This window comes from Sphingomonas tabacisoli (assembly GCF_042678385.1).
GTDB lineage: Bacteria > Pseudomonadota > Alphaproteobacteria > Sphingomonadales > Sphingomonadaceae > Sphingomonas_B > Sphingomonas_B tabacisoli.
The window spans coordinates 2,407,699-2,428,786 of the sequence record NZ_JBHUDY010000001.1 but is presented as its reverse complement, the minus strand read 5'-3'; the positions used below and the strand labels follow the sequence as shown (position 1 = coordinate 2,428,786).

The 21,088-nt window shown below is 66.0% G+C and carries 20 protein-coding genes; 9 read left to right on the top strand and 11 right to left on the bottom strand.

Annotated features, from left to right (window positions below):
- The first annotated feature begins 151 nt into the window (after positions 1 to 151).
- Positions 152 to 841, top strand: a complete 690-nt coding sequence (locus ACFSCW_RS12265; protein ID WP_380889582.1) for a PEPxxWA-CTERM sorting domain-containing protein — start codon at positions 152 to 154, stop codon at positions 839 to 841.
- On the opposite strand, the gene metH is transcribed toward ACFSCW_RS12265, so the two are convergent.
- The 6 genes from metH to ACFSCW_RS12235 all read right to left on the bottom strand — a co-directional run bounded on the left by metH (position 842) and on the right by ACFSCW_RS12235 (position 8,659).
- Positions 842 to 3,463: a methionine synthase gene (gene metH / locus ACFSCW_RS12260; RefSeq protein WP_380889580.1), complete on the bottom strand. Its 2,622-nt coding sequence runs from the start codon at positions 3,461 to 3,463 to the stop codon at positions 842 to 844.
- Positions 3,464 to 3,594: 131 nt separating this feature from the next.
- Positions 3,595 to 4,650, bottom strand: a complete 1,056-nt coding sequence (locus tag ACFSCW_RS12255) for a homocysteine S-methyltransferase family protein (RefSeq protein ID WP_380889578.1) — start codon at positions 4,648 to 4,650, stop codon at positions 3,595 to 3,597.
- Complete coding sequence (gene metF, locus ACFSCW_RS12250; protein WP_380889575.1) at positions 4,647 to 5,588, bottom strand: methylenetetrahydrofolate reductase [NAD(P)H]; 942 nt, start codon at positions 5,586 to 5,588, stop codon at positions 4,647 to 4,649. Before metF ends, ACFSCW_RS12255 begins: the two co-directional genes overlap by 4 nt.
- A complete protein-coding gene (locus tag ACFSCW_RS12245; protein WP_380889573.1) occupies positions 5,585 to 6,523 on the bottom strand; it encodes an ArsR/SmtB family transcription factor in 939 nt (312 codons plus the stop codon). Before ACFSCW_RS12245 ends, metF begins: the two co-directional genes overlap by 4 nt.
- 169 nt (positions 6,524 to 6,692) lie before the next feature.
- Positions 6,693 to 7,754 (bottom strand): LLM class flavin-dependent oxidoreductase, encoded by a 1,062-nt coding sequence (locus tag ACFSCW_RS12240; protein WP_380889572.1) that lies wholly within the window; start codon positions 7,752 to 7,754, stop codon positions 6,693 to 6,695.
- The gene (locus tag ACFSCW_RS12235; RefSeq protein WP_380889569.1) at positions 7,751 to 8,659 is read right to left on the bottom strand and encodes an aldo/keto reductase; all 909 of its coding nucleotides are present in this window, start codon (positions 8,657 to 8,659) and stop codon (positions 7,751 to 7,753) included. The genes ACFSCW_RS12240 and ACFSCW_RS12235 overlap by 4 nt, the downstream gene beginning before the upstream one ends.
- A gap of 29 nt (positions 8,660 to 8,688) precedes the next feature.
- On the opposite strand from ACFSCW_RS12235, the gene ACFSCW_RS12230 reads away from it, so the two are divergent.
- Positions 8,689 to 9,780, top strand: a complete 1,092-nt coding sequence (locus ACFSCW_RS12230) for a Gfo/Idh/MocA family protein (RefSeq protein WP_380889567.1) — start codon at positions 8,689 to 8,691, stop codon at positions 9,778 to 9,780.
- On the opposite strand, the gene ACFSCW_RS12225 is transcribed toward ACFSCW_RS12230, so the two are convergent.
- The 5 genes from ACFSCW_RS12225 to ACFSCW_RS12205 are packed head-to-tail and all read right to left on the bottom strand — an operon-like array spanning position 9,777 to position 14,053.
- Entirely contained in the window at positions 9,777 to 10,703 is a 927-nt protein-coding gene (locus ACFSCW_RS12225) for a glutaminase (protein ID WP_380889566.1), read from the bottom strand. The genes ACFSCW_RS12230 and ACFSCW_RS12225 overlap by 4 nt on opposite strands.
- Before the next feature lie 28 nt (positions 10,704 to 10,731).
- Entirely contained in the window at positions 10,732 to 11,430 is a 699-nt protein-coding gene (phoB, locus tag ACFSCW_RS12220) for a phosphate regulon transcriptional regulator PhoB (RefSeq protein ID WP_380889563.1), read from the bottom strand.
- Between the two features lie 2 nt (positions 11,431 to 11,432).
- A complete protein-coding gene (phoU, locus tag ACFSCW_RS12215) occupies positions 11,433 to 12,119 on the bottom strand; it encodes a phosphate signaling complex protein PhoU (RefSeq protein WP_380889561.1) in 687 nt (228 codons plus the stop codon).
- Between the two features lie 10 nt (positions 12,120 to 12,129).
- Positions 12,130 to 13,374, bottom strand: a complete 1,245-nt coding sequence (locus ACFSCW_RS12210) for an ATP-binding protein (protein ID WP_380889559.1) — start codon at positions 13,372 to 13,374, stop codon at positions 12,130 to 12,132.
- 1 nt (position 13,375) lies between these two features.
- The gene (locus ACFSCW_RS12205; protein ID WP_380889558.1) at positions 13,376 to 14,053 is read right to left on the bottom strand and encodes an HAD-IA family hydrolase; all 678 of its coding nucleotides are present in this window, start codon (positions 14,051 to 14,053) and stop codon (positions 13,376 to 13,378) included.
- Positions 14,054 to 14,101: 48 nt separating this feature from the next.
- Here ACFSCW_RS12205 and glmU point away from each other — a divergent pair, with 48 nt between their 5' ends.
- The 7 genes from glmU (at position 14,102) to ACFSCW_RS12170 (ending at position 21,072) form a co-directional block, all read left to right on the top strand.
- Positions 14,102 to 15,457, top strand: coding sequence for a bifunctional UDP-N-acetylglucosamine diphosphorylase/glucosamine-1-phosphate N-acetyltransferase GlmU (gene glmU / locus ACFSCW_RS12200; protein ID WP_380889555.1), 1,356 nt, complete (start codon positions 14,102 to 14,104; stop codon positions 15,455 to 15,457).
- A gap of 32 nt (positions 15,458 to 15,489) precedes the next feature.
- Positions 15,490 to 15,867 carry a ribbon-helix-helix protein, CopG family gene (locus tag ACFSCW_RS12195; protein WP_380889553.1) on the top strand — a complete coding sequence of 126 codons (378 nt, stop codon included), beginning with the start codon at positions 15,490 to 15,492 and terminating at the stop codon, positions 15,865 to 15,867.
- Positions 15,864 to 16,238 carry a PIN domain-containing protein gene (locus ACFSCW_RS12190; RefSeq protein ID WP_380889551.1) on the top strand — a complete coding sequence of 125 codons (375 nt, stop codon included), beginning with the start codon at positions 15,864 to 15,866 and terminating at the stop codon, positions 16,236 to 16,238. Before ACFSCW_RS12195 ends, ACFSCW_RS12190 begins: the two co-directional genes overlap by 4 nt.
- A gap of 15 nt (positions 16,239 to 16,253) precedes the next feature.
- Positions 16,254 to 18,077, top strand: coding sequence for a glutamine--fructose-6-phosphate transaminase (isomerizing) (gene glmS / locus ACFSCW_RS12185; RefSeq protein WP_380889548.1), 1,824 nt, complete (start codon positions 16,254 to 16,256; stop codon positions 18,075 to 18,077).
- Positions 18,078 to 18,249: 172 nt separating this feature from the next.
- A complete protein-coding gene (gene dinB, locus ACFSCW_RS12180) occupies positions 18,250 to 19,293 on the top strand; it encodes a DNA polymerase IV (RefSeq protein WP_380890115.1) in 1,044 nt (347 codons plus the stop codon).
- A gap of 214 nt (positions 19,294 to 19,507) precedes the next feature.
- A complete protein-coding gene (locus ACFSCW_RS12175; RefSeq protein ID WP_380889545.1) occupies positions 19,508 to 20,275 on the top strand; it encodes an alpha/beta fold hydrolase in 768 nt (255 codons plus the stop codon).
- Positions 20,276 to 20,352: 77 nt separating this feature from the next.
- A complete protein-coding gene (locus ACFSCW_RS12170; RefSeq protein WP_380889543.1) occupies positions 20,353 to 21,072 on the top strand; it encodes a type 1 glutamine amidotransferase domain-containing protein in 720 nt (239 codons plus the stop codon).
- The last annotated feature ends 16 nt before the right edge of the window (positions 21,073 to 21,088 follow it).

Sequence of the window (21,088 nt, the reverse complement as noted above, 5' to 3'; positions counted from 1 at the left end):
ACGAAACGCCGATCGGCGGGCCCGGTTCCCGGGCAAGTGCGGACGGCGCAGAATTTTCCGGGTGCGAGTGGCCGGGCGTGATGCGGGCAAGCGGCAAGGTATCGGCCGCGGGGCGGAGGGGCGTTCAGATCGACCTCAAAGGGAGGTTCACATGCGTCGTTCGATCGCCGCCGTTGCCGCGTTGCTGGCCCTGGGTTCCGCTCCTGCCGCCGCCGCGCTGCTCGGCCCCACGCCTTATCTGTCGCAGGCGGACAGCCCGTTCAATCCGGCCTCGTTCGCCAATTTTTACCTTGAGGATTTCGAGGACGCCGCGCTGAATACGCCCGGACTGTCCGTCAATCCTGCGAACGCTTGCATCACGGGCGATGGCGGCGGTTGCCCCTTCATCGGCTCGATCGATTCGGTCGGGAACGGCGGCAATCCGGCGCTCGGCCATTCGCTGTTCGGCAGCAACTTCGAGATTCTGTTCAATGCGGCCGCGCTGGGCGGCAAGCTTCCGACAGCCGCGGGCGTGGTCTGGACGGACGGCGGCAATCCGATCCGGTTCGAAGCCTTCGACCAGAACAATGTCTCGCTCGGCGTGCTGATGGGCGATCATGCCGATGGCAGCTTCAGCGGCACCACCGCCGAGGACCGGTTCTACGGCGCCACGAACGCCGGCGGCATCTCGCGGCTGCTGATCTCCAATCCCGGCGCGACCGAGATCGACCATATCCAATATGGCATCGCCGCCGCGGTCGGGGTCGTGCCGGAGCCGGCGAGCTGGGCGCTGATGCTGGGCGGAATCGGTCTGGCGGGGGCGGCGCTGCGCGTGCGCCGCCGCCCGGCCGCTATTGCCTGATCAGTCCAGGTTCGGCCGCAGCCAGCGTTCGGCCTGAGGGAGGTCGACTCCGCGGCGGCCGGCATAGTCTTCGAGCTGGTCGCGGCCGATCCGGGCGACGCCGAAATATTCGGCGTCCGGATGGCCGAAATAGAAGCCGGACACCGCCGCCGTCGGCAGCATCGCGAAGCTCTCGGTCAAGGTCGCGCCGGCGGGATCGGGCCCGAGCAGGTCGAACAGGATGGGCTTAAGGCTGTGGTCCGGGCAGGCCGGGTAGCCGGGCGCCGGACGGATGCCGCGATACTGTTCCCTGATCAGCGCCTCGTTGGTGAGTTGCTCGTCGGGCGCGTAGCCCCAGAGCTTGGTGCGGACGTGCTGGTGGAGCGCCTCGGCAAAGGCTTCGGCGAGGCGGTCGGCAAGCGCCTTCAGCAGGATGTCCGAATAATCGTCGTGGTTTTCCTTGAAACGCGCGAGGTGCGGTTCGGCGCCATGGATGGCGACGGTGAAGCCGCCGATCCAGTCGCCTGCCGGATCGATGAAATCGGCGAGGCACATGTTGGGCCGGCCGCGGGATTTCGACATTTGCTGGCGGAGCATCGGGATGGTCACCGCGTTCCCCGGCGAAGGCCGGGGTCCATCTGCGGCGTCCAATGGGCCGCGGCCTTCGCCGGGGAACAGCAGGATGTCGTCGCCTTTTCGCAAACACGGCCAAAGCCCCACCACGCCGCGCGCCGTCAGCCATTTCTCCGCGATGATCTTGTCGAGCATCGCGTTTGCATCGGCGAACAGGCTGCGGGCGCTTTCGCCGACCACCTCGTCCTGCAGGATCGCCGGATAGGTGCCGGCCAGCTCCCAGGCGCGGAAGAAGGGCGTCCAGTCGATGAACTCGCGCAGGCGTTCGACGCCCCAATCGTCGAAGCGGTGCAGGCCCGGCTTCGCGGGCGCGGGCGGCTTCAGCACAAAGTCGGCCTTGAAGCCGTTGGCGCGGGCGGCCTCGATCGGCAGCAGCTCGTTCTGACCCTTGCCTTCGCGGGCTGCGCGGACGGCGGCATAGTCGCCAGCGGTCTTTTCGACGAATTCCTCAGTCAGCGTGTCGCTGACCAGCGTCGAGGCGACGCCGACCGCGCGGCTGGCGTCGAGGACATGGATGACGGGCCCCTTATAGGCCGGGTCGATGCGGAGCGCGGTGTGGACCTTGGACGTGGTCGCGCCGCCGATCAGCAGCGGCATCGTCATGCCGGCGCGCTGCATCTCCTCGGCGACGGTGACCATTTCGTCGAGCGACGGCGTGATCAGGCCCGAGAGGCCGATCATGTCGGCGTCGTTCTCGTTCGCGGTTTCCAGGATCCTGGTCCACGGGACCATCACGCCCAGGTCGATCACCTCGAAGCCGTTGCACTGGAGCACCACGCCGACGATGTTCTTGCCGATATCGTGGACGTCGCCCTTCACGGTCGCCATCACGATCCGGCCCTTGCCGCGCGCGTTCGGGTCCTTCTCCGCTTCGATATAGGGGAGAAGGTGCGCGACGGCCTTCTTCATAACACGCGCGGACTTGACCACCTGCGGCAGGAACATCTTGCCGGAGCCGAACAGGTCCCCGACGACATTCATGCCGTCCATCAGCGGGCCTTCAATCACTTCGATCGGCCGGGCGAATTGCAAGCGGGCTTCCTCGGTATCGTCGACGACATGCGCGTCGATGCCCTTGACCAGCGCATGCTCTAGCCGCTTGGCGACCGGCCAGCCGCGCCATTCCTGCGCCTGCTTCTCGGCGGCCGGGTCGCTGCCCTTGAAGCGCTCGGCGATCGCGATCAGTCGCTCGGTCGCATCGGGCGAGCGGTTGAGGATCACATCCTCGGCCGCCTCGCGCAGCTCCGGGTCGATGGTGTCATAGACGTCGAGCTGGCCGGCATTGACGATGCCCATGTCCATGCCCGCGGGGATCGCGTGGTAAAGGAAGATGGAGTGCATCGCGCGGCGCACCGGCTCATTGCCGCGGAAGCTGAAGCTCAGGTTCGACAGGCCGCCGGAGATATGGACGTGCGGGCAGCGCGCCTTGATCTCGCGGCACGCCTCGATGAAGTCGACGCCGTAGTTATTGTGCTCCTCGATGCCCGTGGCGACCGCGAAGATGTTGGGATCGAAGATGATGTCCTCGGGCGGAAAGCCGATGCCGGTCAACAGCTTATAGGCGCGCTCGCAGATCTCCACCTTGCGCTGCTTGGTGTCGGCCTGGCCGGTCTCGTCGAAGGCCATGACGACGACGGCGGCTCCATAGGCCATGACTTTCCGGGCATGCTCCAGGAACGCCTCTTCGCCTTCCTTCATGCTGATCGAGTTTACGATCGGCTTGCCGGAGACGCATTTCAGCCCCGCCTCGATCACCGACCATTTGGACGAGTCGATCATCACCGGCACGCGCGCGATGTCGGGTTCGGCGGCGATCAGCTTCAGGAAAGTGGTCATGGCGAGCTCTGCGTCGAGCAGGCCCTCGTCCATGTTGACGTCGATGATCTGCGCGCCGTTCTCAACCTGCTGGCGCGCGACTTCGACGGCCTTGGCGTAATCGCCCGCCATGATCAGCTTCTTGAACGCAGCGGATCCGGTGACGTTGGTGCGCTCGCCGATGTTGACGAACATTCCTCCCTCTCCCGCTTGCGGGAGAGGGTCGGGGTGTGGGTCTGAATCGATCGAGTACGCTGTTGCCATCGGTTATTCTCTGAAAACTTGAGCCCACCCCCAGCCCCTCCCGCAAGCGGGAGGGGAGGAGATCAGGCCGCGATCCGCATCGGGTCGAGGCCGGCAAGGAAAGTGTTGCGCTTCGGCCTCGGGATCGCGCGCGGGGCCTTTCCCGCGACCGCCTTCGCCATCGCGCCGATGTGATCGGGCGTGGTGCCGCAGCAGCCGCCGACGACGTTGACCAGGCCTTCGTCCGCCCACTCGCCCATGAAGCTGGCGGTGGTCTCGGGCGTCTCGTCGTAGCAGCCGAGATCGTTGGGCAGGCCGGCGTTCGGATAGGCCATCAGCAGCGTGTCGGCGATCGGCGACAATGCCGAGACGCTGGGCCGGAGCTGCGGCGCGCCGAACGAGCAATTCAGACCTATTGTCAAAGGCTTGGCATGCCGCACCGAGGCCCAGAAGCTCTCGATCGAATGGCCCGAAAGATTCCGCCCCGACATGTCGGTGATAGTAAAGGATATCATCAACGGCACTTCGCGGCCCAGCGCCCGCTCCGCCTCCAGCACCGCCATGATGCCGGCCTTGGCGTTCAGCGTGTCGAAGATCGTCTCGATCAGGATGAAATCGACGCCGCCGTCCAGCAGCGCATCGGTCTGTTCGCGATAGACCGCTTTCAGCTCGTCGAACGAGATCGCGCGATAGCCGGGATCGTTGACGTCGGGCGACAGCGACAGCGTCTTGTTGGTCGGCCCGAGCGCGCCGGCGACGAAGCGGAGGCGGCCATCGGCAGCCTCGGCGTTCCGCGCGGCGTCCCGCGCGATCTGCGCGGCGGCGATGTTCATGTCGCGCACCAGATGCTCGGCGCCGTAATCGGCCTGGCTGATCGTGTTGGCGTTGAATGTGTTGGTCGAGACGATGTCGGACCCGGCATCCAGATAGGCCTCGGTGATCTCGGCGACGACATGCGGCTGGGTCAGCGCCAGCAGGTCGTTATTGCCCTTCTGGTCGTGGCCGAGCTCGAGCTGCCCACGATAATCGGCCTCGGTCAGCCGATAAGACTGGATCATCGTGCCGAACGCGCCGTCGGTCAGCAGGATGCGCCTGGCGGCTTCGGCGCGCAGCCGCTGCGCGGCTTGGGACGGAATCATGCCGCTTTCTCCTGGGCGGCCGCGACCGGGCGCAGGCCCAGCAAGTGGCAGATGGCGTAGGCCAGCTCGGCGCGATTGAGGGTGTAGAAATGGAAATGGCGGACGCCACCGGCATAGAGCTTGCGGCAGAGCTCCGCGGCGAGCGTGGCGGCGACGAGCTGGCGCGACGCGGGCAGATCGTCGAGGCCCTCGAACAGCCGGTCCATCCAGCCGGGAATCTCCGCGCCGCACAGCCCGGCGAATTTGCGGGTCTGGGCGACGTTCGAGACGGGCAGGATGCCTGGCACGATCTCCGAATCGATGCCCGCCGCGGCGACCGCGTCACGGAAGCGGAAGAAACAGTCGGGCGAGAAGAAGAACTGCGTGATCGCCCGTGTCGCGCCGGCGTCGAGCTTGCGTTTGAGGTTGTCGAGGTCCGCCGCTTGCGTGCCCGAATCCGGATGCAGTTCCGGATAGGCGGCGACCGAAATCTCGAACGGGTGGAGGCGTTTCAGGCCCGCGACCAGCTCCGCCGCGTTGGCGTAGCCGTCCGGATGCGGCTGGAACTTGGTGCCCATGACGGGCGGATCGCCGCGCAGCGCCACGATGTGACGGACACCCGCTGCCCAATATTCCTCGGCGACGGCGTCGATCTCGGCGCGGCTCGCCTCGACGCAGGTCAAATGCGCGGCTGCGGCAAGGCTGGTCTCGCGCTGGATGCGCGCAACGGTCGCGTGCGTGCGTTCCCGGGTCGAGCCGCCGGCGCCATAGGTAACCGACACGAAGCGTGGCCCGAGCGGCGCCAGCGTCTGGATCGAGTCCCAGAGCTGGGCTTCCATCTTCTCCGTCTTCGGCGGAAAAAATTCGAAGGAGACACCGATGTCGCCGGAAAGATCGGCGAACAGCGGGGTGTCGAGCGCGCGGCGCGCTTCCTCCATCTGGGCGAGCGACAGGGTCATGCGGCTTTCTCCCGGACCGCGCTCGGCCGTTCGGCGAGCCAGAGTTTCACGGTCAATTCGCCCCCTTCGAGTTCTTTCGTCTCGTCAAGATGCAGGCCCGCCGCCTGCAGCCAGCCTTCGATCTGAGCGTCCGAAAAGCCGAGGCGCTGATGCGCGTCGCGGGCGCGGAGTTCCTCGCGCTCATGCGGCGCGAAATCGACGATCAGCATCCGACCGCCATCGGCCACCAATCGCGCGGCTTCGGCGAGCGCGGCGCCGGGCTGCGGCACGAAGTGCAGCACCTGGTGCAGGATCACGGTGTCGGCGATGCCGTCGGTGAGCGGCAGCGCGGTCAGGTCGCCCTGGCGCAGCTCGGCGGCCGGCACGGCCTCGGCGAGCTTGGCGCGCGCAAGGCGGAGCATTTCGGGGCTGCGGTCGACCCCGACGGCGCGGACAGCCTCGGCGCCGAACAGTTCGAGCATGCGCCCGGTGCCGGTGCCCAGATCGACGAGGCGGCCGACCGCGCGGTCGGCGAGCATATCGGCCATCGCCGCCTCGACCTGCCGCTCAGGCACGTAGAGCGAGCGGATTGCGTCCCATTCCTCGGCGCGGGCGGCGAAATAGCGTTCGGCGGCGGCAGCGCGCTCGGCCCGGACGGCAGAGAGCCGCGCGGCGTCTTCCTCAGCCCAACCGCCGGCGGCCTGGTCGATCGCGGCGAGCAACGGCTCGTGCGCGGGGTCTTCGGCAAGGGCGAGGAACACCCAGCTTCCTTCGCGGCGACGCGTGGTCAGGCCGGCATCGGCGAGAATGCGGACGTGACGCGACACGCGCGGCTGGCTCTGGCCGAGCACTTGCGCGAGCTCGCCGACCGACAGCTCCATGCGCCGCAGCAGCGCGAAAATGCGCAGCCGCGTCGGGTCGCCAAGCGCGCGAAAGATGTCGAGAAGCCGATCCACGCATCAGGATATAAAGATATCTTTATGTGCGAGCAAGGGCGAATACCTTCTCCTGCCAGGAGAGGGGCGACTCGGCGGAACTGAGCGGGGTGAGGGTGACTGGTTTGTCGTCCTCACCCTCCCACTCGCTCCGCGAGCGGGCCCCTCCCTCTCCTGGAAGGAGAGGGACTTAGATCAACGGGCCGTGCTCGATCCGGGGAAGCACGTGGCGCGCGAACAGGTCCGCTTCCGCCGCGTGCGGGTAGCCGGACAGGATGAAGGCTTCGATGCCCATGTCGCGGTAGCGCTGGAGCTTCGCCAGCACCTGATCCGGGTCGCCAACGATTGCGGCGCCGCAGCCGGAGCGGGCGCGGCCGATGCCGGTCCACAGGCCGTCTTCGACGAAACCCTCGTCATCGGACTGCTCGCGAAGTGCCGCCTGCGCGGTGACGCCGACCGAGGTCGAATCGAGCGATTTCTGGCGGATCGCGGCGCCGGTCTCGGCATCGAGCTTGGAAAGGAGTCGACGGGCATAGGCGCGGGCCTCGTCTTCCGTCTCGCGGACGATCACGTGCGCGCGATATCCGAAGCGGAGGGTGCGGCCGTAGGTGGCAGCACGCGATTTCATGTCGGCAATGATGTCGCGCACCGCCTCTTCACGGTCCGGCCACATCAGATAGACGTCGCAACCTTGCGCCGCGGCGTCGCGCGCGTCGGGCGAGAGACCGCCAAAATACAGCGGCGGGCATTTGCCCGAGACCGTGCCGACGCGGGGCGGGTCGAGCTTCAGCTTCCAAAACTCGCCGTCATGATCGAGCGGCTCCCCGTTCAGCAGCGTCTTCAGAATCTTCATTGCCTCGACAGTGCGGGCGTAGCGGGGCGCAGAAGCCAGTGTCTCGCCCGGCATTTCGGACGAGATGATGTTGACGGTGAGACGCCCCCCCAGGATGCGATCGATGGTCGCGATCTGGCGGACGAGCTGCGGCGGCCAGGTCTCGCCGATGCGGACGGCCATCAGCAGCTTGATGCGTTTGACCAAAGTCGCGATCGCTGCGGCGAAGGCGGTGGTGTCGATGCCGAGCGCATAGCCTGAGGGGAGCAGGATGTTGTCGAAGCCGCCGGTCTCCGCGGTCAGCACGATGTCGCGGCAATGCTCCCAACTTGAGCGGAGTTTCGGGTCGGGAGCGCCGAGAAACTCGTAGTCGTCGTCGCAGAGCGCCGAAAACCAACTGATCTCGCACCCGCTCGTCATGGCAGTCTCTCCCCCCGCGATGCCACCAGCACGTCGTACCATTCCGCGCGCGTCCAGCGGACGCCGAACACCTGCGCGATCTCGGCGATGCGCTCGGCATTCTGGGTGCCGACGATCGGGATCGGCCGCGCCGGGTGCGCCATGATCCAGGAGTAGGCGGCACTGGCGCGGCTGACGCTCGCCGCTTCGGCCTTGCGGTCGAGCGCTGCGGCGACGGCGTGCTCGCGTTCCGTGCCGGGCTTCGCGATGCGCCCGCCGCCGAGCGGCGACCAAGGGAGGATCGCAATGTCGTCGGCCATCGCCAGATCGAACAGGCCGTTCGTCATCGGCTCGGTCCAGAGCGGCGAGAATTCGGGCTGCGTGCTGGCGAGCGGGACCGTCAGTAACGAAGTCAGGGCGCGGGTTTGCTCAAGCGTGTAGTTGGACACACCGATCGCGCGCACCTTGCCGGACGCGACCATATCCTCGAGCGTGCGCGCTACTTCCTGCGGGTGCGTGAGAATATCGGGACGGTGGATCTGGTAGAGATCGACGCGGTCCGTACGCAGGCGGTGTATGGAATTCTCCAGCGCTTCCATCAGATAATCGCGCGAGGAGTTGTAGGGGACCGGCGGGGTAATCCCGCCCTTTGTCGCGAGCACCATGCGGTCGCGAAGCCCCGGCGCGGCGGCGAAGATGTCGCCGAGCAGCGTTTCGGCATCGCCGAAGCCCTCGATCCCGGTGAAGCCGTAGATATCGGCGGTGTCGAACAGGGTGACCCCCGCTTCGAACGCCGCCTCGACCAGCTTGCGCCCTTCGTCGACGCCAGCGCCGGCGAACCGCCACATGCCCCAGGCAATCGGCGAAACCATGATCCCGCTCTTGCCGAGCGGCCGCGGATCGGGTGAGAAGGGCAAATATGTCATCGCTGTCATATGGCACGAAGGAAGCGGAAATGGGAAGGCGCGTTCGCTACGGATTGATCGGCACCGGGATGATGGGGGTCGAGCACATCCAGAACCTCAAGGTGACGCCGGGCGCGGAGCTGACCGCGATCTACGATCCCGTTCCGACCTCGCTCGACTGGGCGCGTGATGCGTCCGAAGGATGGTCCGAGCCCAAGGCGTTCGAGAGCGGCGAGGCGATGGTGCGATCGGGCGAAGTGGATGCAGTGATCATCGCATCGCCCAATTTTACGCACCGCGAGGTGCTGGAGCCGATCATTGACCTGCCGGTCCATATCCTGTGCGAAAAACCGCTGGCGACGACGGTGGCGGATGCGCGGTGGATCGCGGCGCGGGCCGCGGCGCGGGATCAGGTGTTCTGGACGGCGATGGAGTATCGCTTCATGCCGCCTGCCGCGAAGTTCATCGAACAGGTGCATGACGGGCGGATCGGGCGCCTGCAGATGCTGTCGATCCGCGAGCACCGCTTCCCATTCCTGCCCAAGGTCGGCGACTGGAACCGGTTCAGCCGCAACACCGGCGGCACGATGGTCGAAAAATGCTGCCATTTCTTCGACCTGATGCGGCTGATCGTCCGCTCGGAGGCGGTGCGGGTCTATTGCTCCGGCGCGATGGACGTGAACCATCAGGACGAACGCTATGGCGGCGAGAAGCCCGACATCATCGACAACAGCTTCACCACCGTCGATTTCGAGAATGGCGTGCGGGCGATGCTTGATCTTTCGATGTTCGCCGATGGGGCGGAGAACCAGGAAGAGATCACCGCGGTCGGCGACGAGGCGCGGCTCGATGTGCTGATCCCGGAAGGGTCGCTGGTGTTTCACCCGCGGGTCGGGTTCATGAACCCGAAGCAGGTGGAGCGCGAGCATGTGCCGGTCGACGAGACCGCGCTCGCCGCCGGCCAGCATCATGGCTCGACCTATTACCAGCACCAGGCGTTCAACGCCGCGGTGAGGGGCGAAGGTCCGGTGATCGTGACTGCGGAGGACGGGCTGCGGGCCGTCGAGATCGGGGCTGCGGCAGAACTCAGCGCGCGGGAGAAGCGGGTGGTGACGATCGAGGAAGTGCGCGCCGCCGGCTAGGGCGTGAACACGCTCCAGCCGGTGCGCTCGGCGAGGCGTTCGAGGGCGAGGCTGCCGAGCTTGGAGTTGCCGCGCTCGTTGAGGCCCGGCGACCAGACGGCGATCGACGCCTTGCCCGGCACCACCCCGAGGATGCCGCCGCCAACCCCCGACTTGCCGGGAATTCCGACGCGGAAAGCGAACTCGCCCGAGCCGTCGTAATGGCCGCAGGTCAGCATCAAGGCGTTGATGCGGCGGGTGCGTTCGGGTGTTGTGATCCTGGCGCCGCTGCCGGGCTGGAGGCCGTCGTTCATCAGGAATCGGCCGGCCATCGCGAGTTGGCGGCAGGACATCGAGAGGGCACATTGGTGGAAATATACCTTGCACGCTTCCTCGACGGCGTTTTCAAGATTACCGAACGATTTCATATAGTTGCCGAGAGCGATGTTGCGGAAGCCGGTGGCGGCCTCGGAATGGGCGACTTCGCCGTCGATCTCGACGCCTTCGTCCTCGGCGAGGAAGCGGACGAAGCGGAGCAGGTCACCGATCGTCTCGCGCGCATCGTGGCCGGCGAGCAGTGCGTCCGAGACGACGATCGCGCCGGCATTGATGAAGGGATTGCGGGGGATGCCGCGCTCGCTTTCGAGCTGAATGATCGAGTTGAAAGCCGACCCGGACGGCTCGCGCCCCACGCGCTTCCATAAAGGAGGGCCAATACGGTCGAGCGCCAGCGTCAGCGCGAAGACTTTCGACACGCTCTGGATCGAAAAGGGCGTCTCCGAATGGCCGGCTTCGTGGACCGCGCCTTCGTGCGTGACGACCGCGATGCCGAAATGCGCAGGATCGACGCGGGCAAGGGCAGGAATATAGTCGGCGACACGGCCGCGATCGGCCTCGGCTGCCATTTCGGCGGCGATGTCCGCGACGATTTGCGCGAGGTTCATCCTCTCCCCCTTTTCGGAGGCGAGCTAATCAGAGCTTGCCGTCGGCGTCCAGCGCGTAGCCGGCGCTGCGCACCGTGCGGATGATGTCCGGGTGGCCGCCGGCGTTGATCGCCTGGCGGAGCCGGCGGATATGCACGTCGACGGTGCGGGGCTCGATATCGGCGTCATGGCCCCAGACGCTGTCGAGCAGCCGCTCGCGCGAGAAGACCCAGCCGGGATGCTCGAGGAAATGCTTGAGCAGCCGGAACTCGGTGGGGCCGAGCGGAACGGTCTTGCCGGCGCGGCGAACCTTGTGGCCGACCGTGTCCATTTCGAGGTCGCCGTAGGTGAGCTGCTCGCCGGCCAGCGCCGGACGTACGCGGCGAAGCACCGCGCCGACGCGCGCCACCAGCTCGCGCGGGGAGAAAGGCTTGGTCACGTAATCGTCGGCGCCGGTTTCGAGGCCGCGCACGCGATCCTCCTCCTCGCCGCGCGCTGTGAGCATGATGATCGGCACGTTCTGCGTCGCGGGCATGCGGCGCAGGCGGCGGCAGACCTCGATGCCTGAGAGACCTTCGATCATCCAGTCGAGGAGGACGAGATCGGGCGGGCTTTCCTGGGCGAGCAGCAGCGCTTCCTCGCCGTCGGCGGTCTGCTGGACCTCGAAATTCTCGCGCGTGAAATGCCAGACCAGAAGTTCGGCGAGGGCGGCGTCGTCCTCGACCAGGAGCATCTTTGCGCGGGCCACGGTCAGAGCTCCCCGGTGTCGCCGCGTTCGCGGTCGGCCATGTATTCGCCCTTGGCGGCGAAATAGACCATTTCCGCAACGTTGGTCGCGTGGTCCCCGATGCGTTCGAGATTCTTCGCGATGAACAAAAGGTGCGCCGCTTCGCCGATCGTCGCCGGATTTTCCATCATGAAGGTCAGCAGCGTGCGGAAGATGCTGTTGTAGAAATCGTCGACGGCGCGGTCGCGGCTGACGACATCGACCGCCGCTTCCCAGTCGCGGGCGGCGAAGGCGTTCAGCACGTCGTGGAGCATTTCGCTCGCCATCTGCGCCATCGCCGGCAGCACGGAGAGCGCCTCGATCTTGGACGAGCGCGAGATTTGCGGAACGCGCTTGGCTATGTTCTTGGCGTAATCGCCAATCCGCTCGATCACGCCCGCGATCTTCAGGGCGGCGACCGTCTCGCGCATGTCGTCGGCCATCGGCGCGCGCAGCGTCAGGATCTGCACCGCCAGCCGCTCGACCGCGATTTCGAGCTCGTCGATCTTCTTGTCGTCGGCGATAATCGTGCCGGCGAGGTCGAGATCGTGGCGGGTCAAGGCTTCCATCGCCTTTTCGATCGCCGATTCGGCGCGGCCGCCCATTTCGGAAATCAGGCCGCGCAATTCGACGATCTCGTCGTCAAAAGCTCTCAACGTATGTTCGGTCACGCAGCGCCCCTTAGCTGGCTGTTCTGGTCGCTTGTGTTACAGCAGCGTTGCCGTTTCGTGACAGTGGGATCGGAGCGGGCGGCAAAAGCGCGGTAACGGTCGTGCCCTTGCCCGGTATGGACTGGATTTCCAGCCGGCCGCGATGGCGTTCGACGATGTGCTTGACGATGGCGAGGCCAAGGCCGGTGCCGCCCTGCGCGCGGCTGCGGCTGGGATCGACGCGGTAGAAGCGCTCGGTGAGGCGCGGCAGGTGCTCGGGCGCGACACCTTCGCCTTCATCCTCGACCGAGAGGCGCACCATCGACCCCGGGCCGCGACTGGTGCGGATCGTGACCGGCGTGCCGGCGCGGCCATATTTCATCGCGTTGCCGACCAGATTGTGAAGCAACTGCGAAAGCTGGGCGCGATCGCCGGCGACGAAAGGCAGGCTCTCGTCGATATCGGTGACGACGTCGCGGCTGCGATCGTTGCCGCCGTCGCGGATCACAGCATGCACTTCGGTGACGAGCTCGCCGAGATCGACCGCGGCGCTGGGGGCACGGAATTTCTCGGCCTCGATACGCGACAGCGACATCAGGTCTTCGACCAGCCGCTGCATGCGTCGCGCTTCGTCATGGATGATGCGCAGGAAGCGCTTACGGGTCGGCACGTCGCCGCCGGCCTTTTCGTCGTCCAGCGTTTCGACATAGCCGAGGATCGCCGCGAGCGGCGTGCGCAGCTCGTGGCTGGCGTTGGCGACGAAATCGACGCGCATCCGTTCCGCTGCGTGGCCTTCGCTGCGATCGACGAGGTGGACGAGCAACCGGCCGCCGACGAGGCTGGCCACATTCATCTGCCAGCGATTGTCGCGGCCGCCGAGGCCGACCAATTCGGTCGGGCGCAGGTCGAGCGGTTCCTGACGGCTGATCAGCCGGTCGGCGGCGGCGGGGTGGCGGATCGCGACGCGGACGTCCTCGCCGACGATATGCTGGCCGAGCAGCTTGCGCGCCGCGGCATTGGCCTGCTCGATCCGGCCTTCGCCGACGACGATCACCGGGTCGCCGAACGCTTCGATTACATCGAAACGAGGAGCGGGCGGCGCGGGTTCGGGCTCGGGCGGTGCGACCGCGACGGGGGGCGCGGGACGGGGCCAAAGCGCCAGCAGAATACCGAGGCCGGTCAGCGCCAGCGCCCCGATCACCGGCGCATCGGCTCCGGTCAGGACGGCGGCGATCAGGCCGGCGACCAGGATCAGGATGGCGAGCGCGCGCCGCATCTCAGACCCTTGCCGAGAGCCGGTCGAGAGTCGGGATCAGTTCGTCATAATGGTCGATTACCGCATCGGCTTCGAGCTCTTCGACCGTGCCCAGCAGGAAGCCGAAGCTGACGGCTATGCTGGGGATGCCGGCATTTTTGGCGGCCAACGTGTCGTAGATCGAATCGCCGACAAAGGCGGCCGAGCCGCCACCCGCGCGCACGATCATCTCGCGGATCGGCGCGGCGCTCGGCTTCGCATTGCCCTTGCCCATCGTGTCCCCTCCGATCACGGCAACGAACCGGTCGAGCAGGCCGACCTCGTCCAGCAATTTTCGGGCGAAGCTCTCGAACTTGTTTGTGACGATTGCGAGACGGACGCCATCCGCCTGCAGCCGATCGAGCGCGTCGGTCAGGCCGGGAAAGGGCACGCTGCCTTCGGAGACGTTCTCGCCATAATAATCGAGCAGCACGTGGTAGAGCCGGCGCATTTGCGCGGGGTCGCATCCGCCGGATTCGGTCAGCGCCTTTTCGAGCATGCGCTTGGCGCCGCCGCCGATCATCGGCCGGACCTCGTCCACGTCGAGCAGCGGCCGGCCCGCTTGCGCGAGCGTGTAATTGACGGCCCGGGTGAGCGTCACGCTCGTGTCGAGCAGGGTTCCGTCCAGGTCGAAACCGACGATGTCGAACGCGCGTGTCATGTCCTGCCTCTTGCCCGGTGGCGGGCGGGCGTGGCAAGCGCGCGCTCCATGACCGGCCGTCCTCTCGCCGCCATCGTCCTTGCCGCGGGCAAGGGCACGCGCATGAAATCCGACCTGCACAAGGTGCTGCACCCGATCGCTAGGCGGCCGATGTTGATGCATCTGCTGGCGTCGCTCGACGAACTCGGCACCGAGCGGACCGTCGTGGTGGTCGGCAGCGGGCGCGAGCAGCTCGAAAAGGCCTTGGCCGGGCGCGGGGTGGACATCGTGGTGCAGGAGCCGCAGCTGGGCACCGGCCATGCGGTGCAGCAGGCGGAGACGGCGCTCACGGGCTTCGATGGCGACGTGCTGATTCTCTACGGCGACGTGCCGTTCGTCAGCAGCGCGACGATGCGGAGGCTGGTCGACCGGCTGCACGGCGCGGACGATCCGGCGGCCGTGGTGCTCGGCTTCCGCCCGGCCGATGCCGCTGCCTATGGCCGCGTGATCGCCGACGGCATGGGCCGCATCGAGAAGATGGTCGAGTTCAAGGACGCCTCGTCCGAGGAGCGGGCGGTGACTTTGTGCAACTCGGGGCTGATGGCGGTGCGGTCGGGCGACCTGTTCGCGCTGCTCGGGCGCGTCACCAACGACAATGCGGCCGGCGAATATTATCTGCCCGACATCGTGATGCTGGCCGCCGGCGACGGGCGCGGGTCGGCGGTGATCGAGACCGAGGCCGCCGAAGTCGCCGGGATCAACAGCCGTGCCGAACTCGCCGAGCAGGAGCGCGCTTGGCAGCAGCGGCGGCGTGCGCAGGCGATGGCAGACGGGGCCACGCTGGTCGAGCCGGAGACGGTGTGGTTCGCGCACGATACCAAGCTGGGCCGCGACGTGACGATCGAGCCGAACGTGTGGTTCGGGCCGGGCGTGACGGTCGAGGATGGCGTGGTGATCCACGGCTTCAGCCATCTGGAAGGGGCTTATGTTTCGGCAGGGGCAGAGGTCGGCCCCTATGCGCGGCTGCGGCCGGGCGCGGAGCTTGGCCGCAAATCGAAGGTCGGCAATTTCGTCGAGGTCAAGAAGGCCAGGCTGGGCGAGGGCGCCAAGGCCAACCACCTGACTTATCTGGGCGACGCGGAGATCGGCGCGGGCGCGAATGTCGGCGCGGGCACGATCACCTGCAATTATGACGGCTTCTTCAAATACCGAACCGAGATCGGGGCGGGCGCCTTCATTGGGTCGAACTCGGCGCTGGTGGCGCCGGTGAAGATCGGCGACGGCGCGATCGTGGGGGCGGGGTCGGTGGTGACGCGCGACGTCGAGGCGGATGCCCTCGCGCTCGGCCGCGGCGAGCAGGCGGAGAGGCCCGGCTGGGCCGCCAAATTCCGCGCGATGATGCAGGCGAAGAAAAAGGGCGGTTGAAATCTGATATCATGATATGATATCGCGATATCATGCGCACGATCGTCGATATTCCGGAGGACGACATCCGGTGGCTTGATGCCAAGGCTGCAGAACTGGGCAAGTCACGTACCGCGCTCGTTCGGGAAGCTGTGGAAAGCTATCGTGCCGAAGCCGGAGACGATGCCGCGCGTCGTGCCAATGCTTTGCGGGCCGGGTTTGGACTATGGGCTCGCTATGGGATTTCCGAGGATCCCAAGGAATATGACCGAAAGCGTAGGGCCGAATGGACCCGGCCTTGGGACGACGACTATGAGGAGGTTCGCGCAGAATCTCCCGACATGTTCACGGAGGAAGATGATCGCGAGCGCGCCCATTATCTCCGGCTGTTGAAGCAACAGGGCAGTTCCGACGGCGAGCAAGGCAAGTGAGCGGATATAGCTTTGACGCCAATATCATCATCGATGCTCTTGGAGGGTTTGGGCCGGCTCTCGAAGAACTGCGTCGTGAGACTCGCGAACGCCACTGGATCAGCAGAATGGTCTGGGTCGAGGTGCTGTCGAAAGGCAGTGACGCGATGGTCGGAGAAGCGCTCCAGTTCCTGGCAGGCTTCGATATCGATGAGCTTGACGAGAATATTGCCGAAAGGGCCGCGCGTCTCCGCCGGGCGCGGCCAGGGTTGAAGTCGCCCGATGCGATCATCCTGGCTTCCGCACAGGAACGCGGGCGCATTCTCGTAACACGAAACACGAAGGATTTTCCGGCGACCATGCCGGGCATCCGGGTCCCCTACACGATTTGAGCGAAAGACGGATTCATGTGCGGCATTATCGGCATTCTTGGGCAGGACGATGTGGCGGAGCGGCTGGTCGAGGGGCTGCGGCGGCTGGAATATCGCGGGTATGACTCGGCGGGCGTCGCGACCGTGCATGACGGGCGGATCGAGCGGCGGCGCGCGGAGGGCAAGCTCCGCAACCTGGCCAAGAAGCTGGGCGAGGAGCATCTGCCCGGGCACAGCGGCATCGCCCACACGCGCTGGGCGACGCATGGTGCTCCGACCGAGGACAATGCCCATCCGCACATCGTCGGCGACGTGGTGCTGGTCCACAACGGCATCATCGAGAATTTCAAGCCGCTCCGCGACGAGCTGATCGCCGAAGGGCGGACGTTCAAGAGCCAGACCGACACCGAAGTGGTCGGGCACCTCGTCGCGCGCGAGGTCGAGCGCGGGGCGGGGCCTGAAGAGGCGGTGAAGGCGGTGCTGCCGCGGCTGCACGGCGCCTTTGCGCTCGCGATCATGTTCAAGAGCGATCCGGACCTGATCATCGGCGCGCGGCTCGGCGCGCCTTTGGTCGTCGGCTTCGGCGAGGACGAGAATTATCTCGGCTCCGACGCGATCGCGCTGGCGCCGCTCACCCAGCGCATCGCCTATCTGGACGAAGGCGACTGGGCGGTGGTGCGGCGCAAGAGCATCCAAGTGTTCGACAAGGACAACCGGCCTGTCGAGCGCCCGATCACGGTCTCCGGCATCACCGGCGCGCTGATCGACAAGGGCAATCACCGTCACTTTATGCAGAAGGAGATTTATGAGCAGCCGGTCGTCGTCGCGCAGACGCTGAGCTCGTATCTCCGCACCTTGGAAGCGAAAGTGGCGCTGCCCGACATGGAGTTCGACCTTGGCTCGGTCGAGCGGGTCGCGATCGTCGCCTGCGGCACGGCATCCTATGTCGGCGCGATCGGCAAATACTGGCTCGAGCAGATGGCGCGCGTGCCGGTCGAAGTCGATGTCGCGTCCGAGTTCCGTTACCGCGAACCGGTGCTGGGGCCGAACACGCTGGGCCTCGTCATTTCGCAATCGGGTGAGACCGCCGATACGCTCGCCGCGCTGCGCCACATGAAGTCGGAAGGGGTGACGACCGCCGGCATCATCAACGTGCCGACCTCCTCTATGGCGCGCGAAGTCGACCTGTTGCTGCCGACGCACGCCGGGCCGGAAATCGGCGTCGCCTCGACCAAGGCGTTCACGTGCCAGCTGGCGGTGATGGCCGCGCTCGCCGCCAACATCGCCCGCGCCAAGGGCAAATTGAGCGACGCGGACGAAGCGGTGCTGGTGAAGCACCTCGCCGAAGTGCCGGCGGCGATGAACGCGGCGCTGGCGCACGACGCCGAGATCGAGGGCATGGCGCACACCATCGCCGGCGCCCGCGACGTGCTGTATCTGGGCCGCGGCCCGGATTATCCGCTGGCCCTGGAAGGCGCGCTGAAGCTGAAGGAAATCAGCTACATCCACGCCGAAGGCTATGCCGCGGGCGAGATGAAGCACGGGCCGATCGCGCTGATCGACGAAAGCGTGCCGGTGATCGTGATCGCGCCATCCGGCCCGCTGTTCGACAAGACCGTGTCGAACATGCAGGAAGTTCAGGCCCGCGGCGGCAAGGTGGTGCTGATCTCCGACTCGGAAGGGTTGGCGCAGGCCGGCGAAGGCGCGCTCGCGACGATCGAAATGCCCAAGGTCCACCCGCTGATCGCGCCGCTTGTCTATGCGGTGCCGGTGCAGTTGCTGGCGTATCACGTGGCCGTGGTGAAGGGGACGGATGTGGACCAGCCGCGCAATCTCGCGAAAAGCGTGACGGTGGAGTAACTATAGCAGATCCGGTTTGGGCTGAGCTTGTCGAAGCCCTCCCTTTCTTTCACAAATCGCCGAAAGAAGAAGGGAGGCCTTCGACAAGCTCAGGCCAAACCGTGTTTAAGACACGCGCTTTCAGCTAAAGCTCGGCCGCGTGAACCCGCCCCGCAAGATCATTCATATCGACATGGACGCGTTTTATGCGTCGGTGGAGCAGCGCGACGATCCGGGCTTGTGTGGGCGGCCGGTGGCGGTGGGGAGCGCGAAGGGGCGGGGCGTGGTTGCCGCCGCCAGCTATGAAGCGCGCAAGTTCGGCGTGCGCTCGGCAATGCCGTCCTCGACGGCGCTCCGGCGCTGCCCCGAGCTGGTGTTCGTGCCGCCGCGCTTCGACGTGTACCGGGCCGTATCGAACCAGATCCGCGCGATCCTGCTCGACTATACCGATCTGGTCGAGCCGCTGGCGCTGGACGAAGCCTATCTGGATGTGACCGAGGATCGGCGCGGCCTCGGTTCCGCGCGGGCGACAGCGGAAGAGATTCGAGCACGCATCCGGGAGACCACCGGCCTGACCGCCTCGGCGGGCGTGTCGTATAACAAGTTCATCGCCAAGCTCGCGTCCGACCAGAACAAGCCGGACGGGCTGTGCGTGATCCCGCCCGCCAAGGGGCCGGATTTCGTCGCGAGCCTGCCGGTCAGCCGCTTCCGCGGCGTGGGGCCGGTGACGGCGGCCAAGATGGAACGGCTCGGCATCCGTACGGGCGCCGATCTGCGCGACCGCGACCTGGCGTTTCTGCAGGCGAATTTCCGCAGCAGCGCGGATTATCTCTACGGCGCCGCTCGCGGGGAGGACCACCGGCCCGTGCGGCCCGACTTGCCCCTCAAATCGGTGGGCGCCGAGCGGACGTTCGACCTGGACCTTGTCCGCGAAGCCGAGCTGCGCGAGGCGCTGGAGCGTGTCGCGGATGCTGCCTGGGCGCGGATCGAGCGCCACGGCGCGCGCGGCCGGACGCTGACGCTGAAGCTGCGCTACGCCGATTTCCGCACGATCACCCGCGCGCGGACGCTCGCCGGGCTGTTCGAGGATCGCGCCCGCTTCGGTGAGGAGGGCTGGGCCTTGCTGAACGCGCTGTTGCCGGCCGAACAAGGCATCAGGCTGCTTGGGCTCACACTGTCGGGACTGGCGGGCGAGGAAGAGGAGCCAGCGCAAGCCCCGCTTCCGCTCATTGAGTGAGAAACGGCCGAAGAGGAAGTATGCCAAGGTGGAGCGGACATTCCGACGGCTTTTCCAGCCCTAATTGGCCATGGTGCGTCCAGTTCATTTGACCGACTCGCAGTCATAGGAGCAGTCTGAAGGCACGGACCGTAGCGTCCGCGCCGCGTTCGAATACTCCTGATGTCGGACACCCTGTTGTAGCGTTTCGCGCTCAGAGGACAGGAGAATGGCCATGACTGGACTGCATTCGCGTATCGGGCGCTGGCTGATCTTGACGGCTGCTGCCTCCGCAGCAGCCACTTCCGCGCCGGCTGCAAAACCGACGATCGTTTTGGTGCATGGCGCCTTCGCTGATGCACTTGGCTGGCAGAAGTTGATCCCGATCCTTCTGCGCGATGGCTATGAGGTTACCGCGGTCGAGATCCCGCTTCAATCGCTGGAGGGAGATGTTGCCACGACCAAGCGCGTGCTCGAGGCTCAGGCCGGACCGATCGTGCTCGTCGGCCATTCCTACGGGGGCGCGGTGATCACCGGTGCGGCCGCGGGCAGTCCGAAGGTGAAGGCGTTGGTCTATCTAGCCGCCTTCGCGCCCGACGGCGGTGAGGCCGTAGGCGCGTTCGGCGACAAATATCCGGCCGATCTCAGCAAGGCGCCAAAACCTGATTCGGCCGGCTTCCTCTACATTGATCGAAGCCAACTGCATCAGGACTTCGCCGCGGACGTGCCCGCTGACGACGCAGCGATCATGGCCGCCACGCAAAAGCCTCTTAACGCGTCGGTCTTCACCGCTTCCGTGCCCGAGGCTGCCTGGAAGACAATCCCGTCCTGGTTTGTGGTTTCGAAGCGCGACCATGCGATCAATCCCGACCTTGAGCGTTTCTACGCGAAGCGGATGCACGCCCGCACGACGGAGGTGGATGCGAGCCACGTGGCCTTCATCTCCCATCCCGCCGAAATCGCGAAGGTAATCGAAGAGGCGGCGGCCGCCGCCGCGAAATGATCATCCAAGAGCAGGTTCGATTCGAAGCACACTGGCGATCTGAGGACGAGATTCGATTTCGAGAAAGGAGCGCGGGTATGAAAATCCTGATGGTTCTAACCTCCCATGACAAGCTTGGTGACACCGGCCGCAAGACCGGATTCTGGTTGGAGGAGCTGGCCGCACCTTATTATGAATTTCAGGACGCGGGCGCGCAGATTACCCTGGCGTCGCCAAAAGGCGGTCGGCCGCCGCTCGATCCGAAAAGCCAGGATCCCGACTTCCAGACCGATCTTACCCGCCGCTTCGACAATGACGCGGACGCGGAGGGCAAATTGGGCAGAACGCTGCTTCTCGAAAGCGTGAAACAGGAGGACTACGATACGGTCTTCTACCCTGGCGGCCATGGTCCGCTGTGGGACCTGGCCGAAGACCGTAACTCGATCGACCTGCTTGAGTCCTTCCTCGCTGCCGGAAAACCCGTGGCCCTGGTCTGTCACGCCCCGGGCGTCTTGCGTCACGTCAAAACGCCTGCCGGCAAGCCGCTGGTCGAGGGCAAGAATGTGACGGGGTTCACCAACGGGGAAGAGGAAGCGGTCGGACTAACAAAGGTCGTGCCATTCCTTGTCGAAGACGAGTTGCTTGGCCTTGGGGCCACCTTCTCCAAGGTCAAGGACTGGGGCGTTCATGTCGTCACCGACGGGCTGCTGATCACCGGCCAGAATCCCGCCTCCTCAGGGCCGGCCGCCAAGGTCTTGATCGATGTCCTGTCAACGCGCGGCGCGCAAACAAGCATGGCCATTCCCCTCGATGCTTGAATACAGCGCGTCGCAG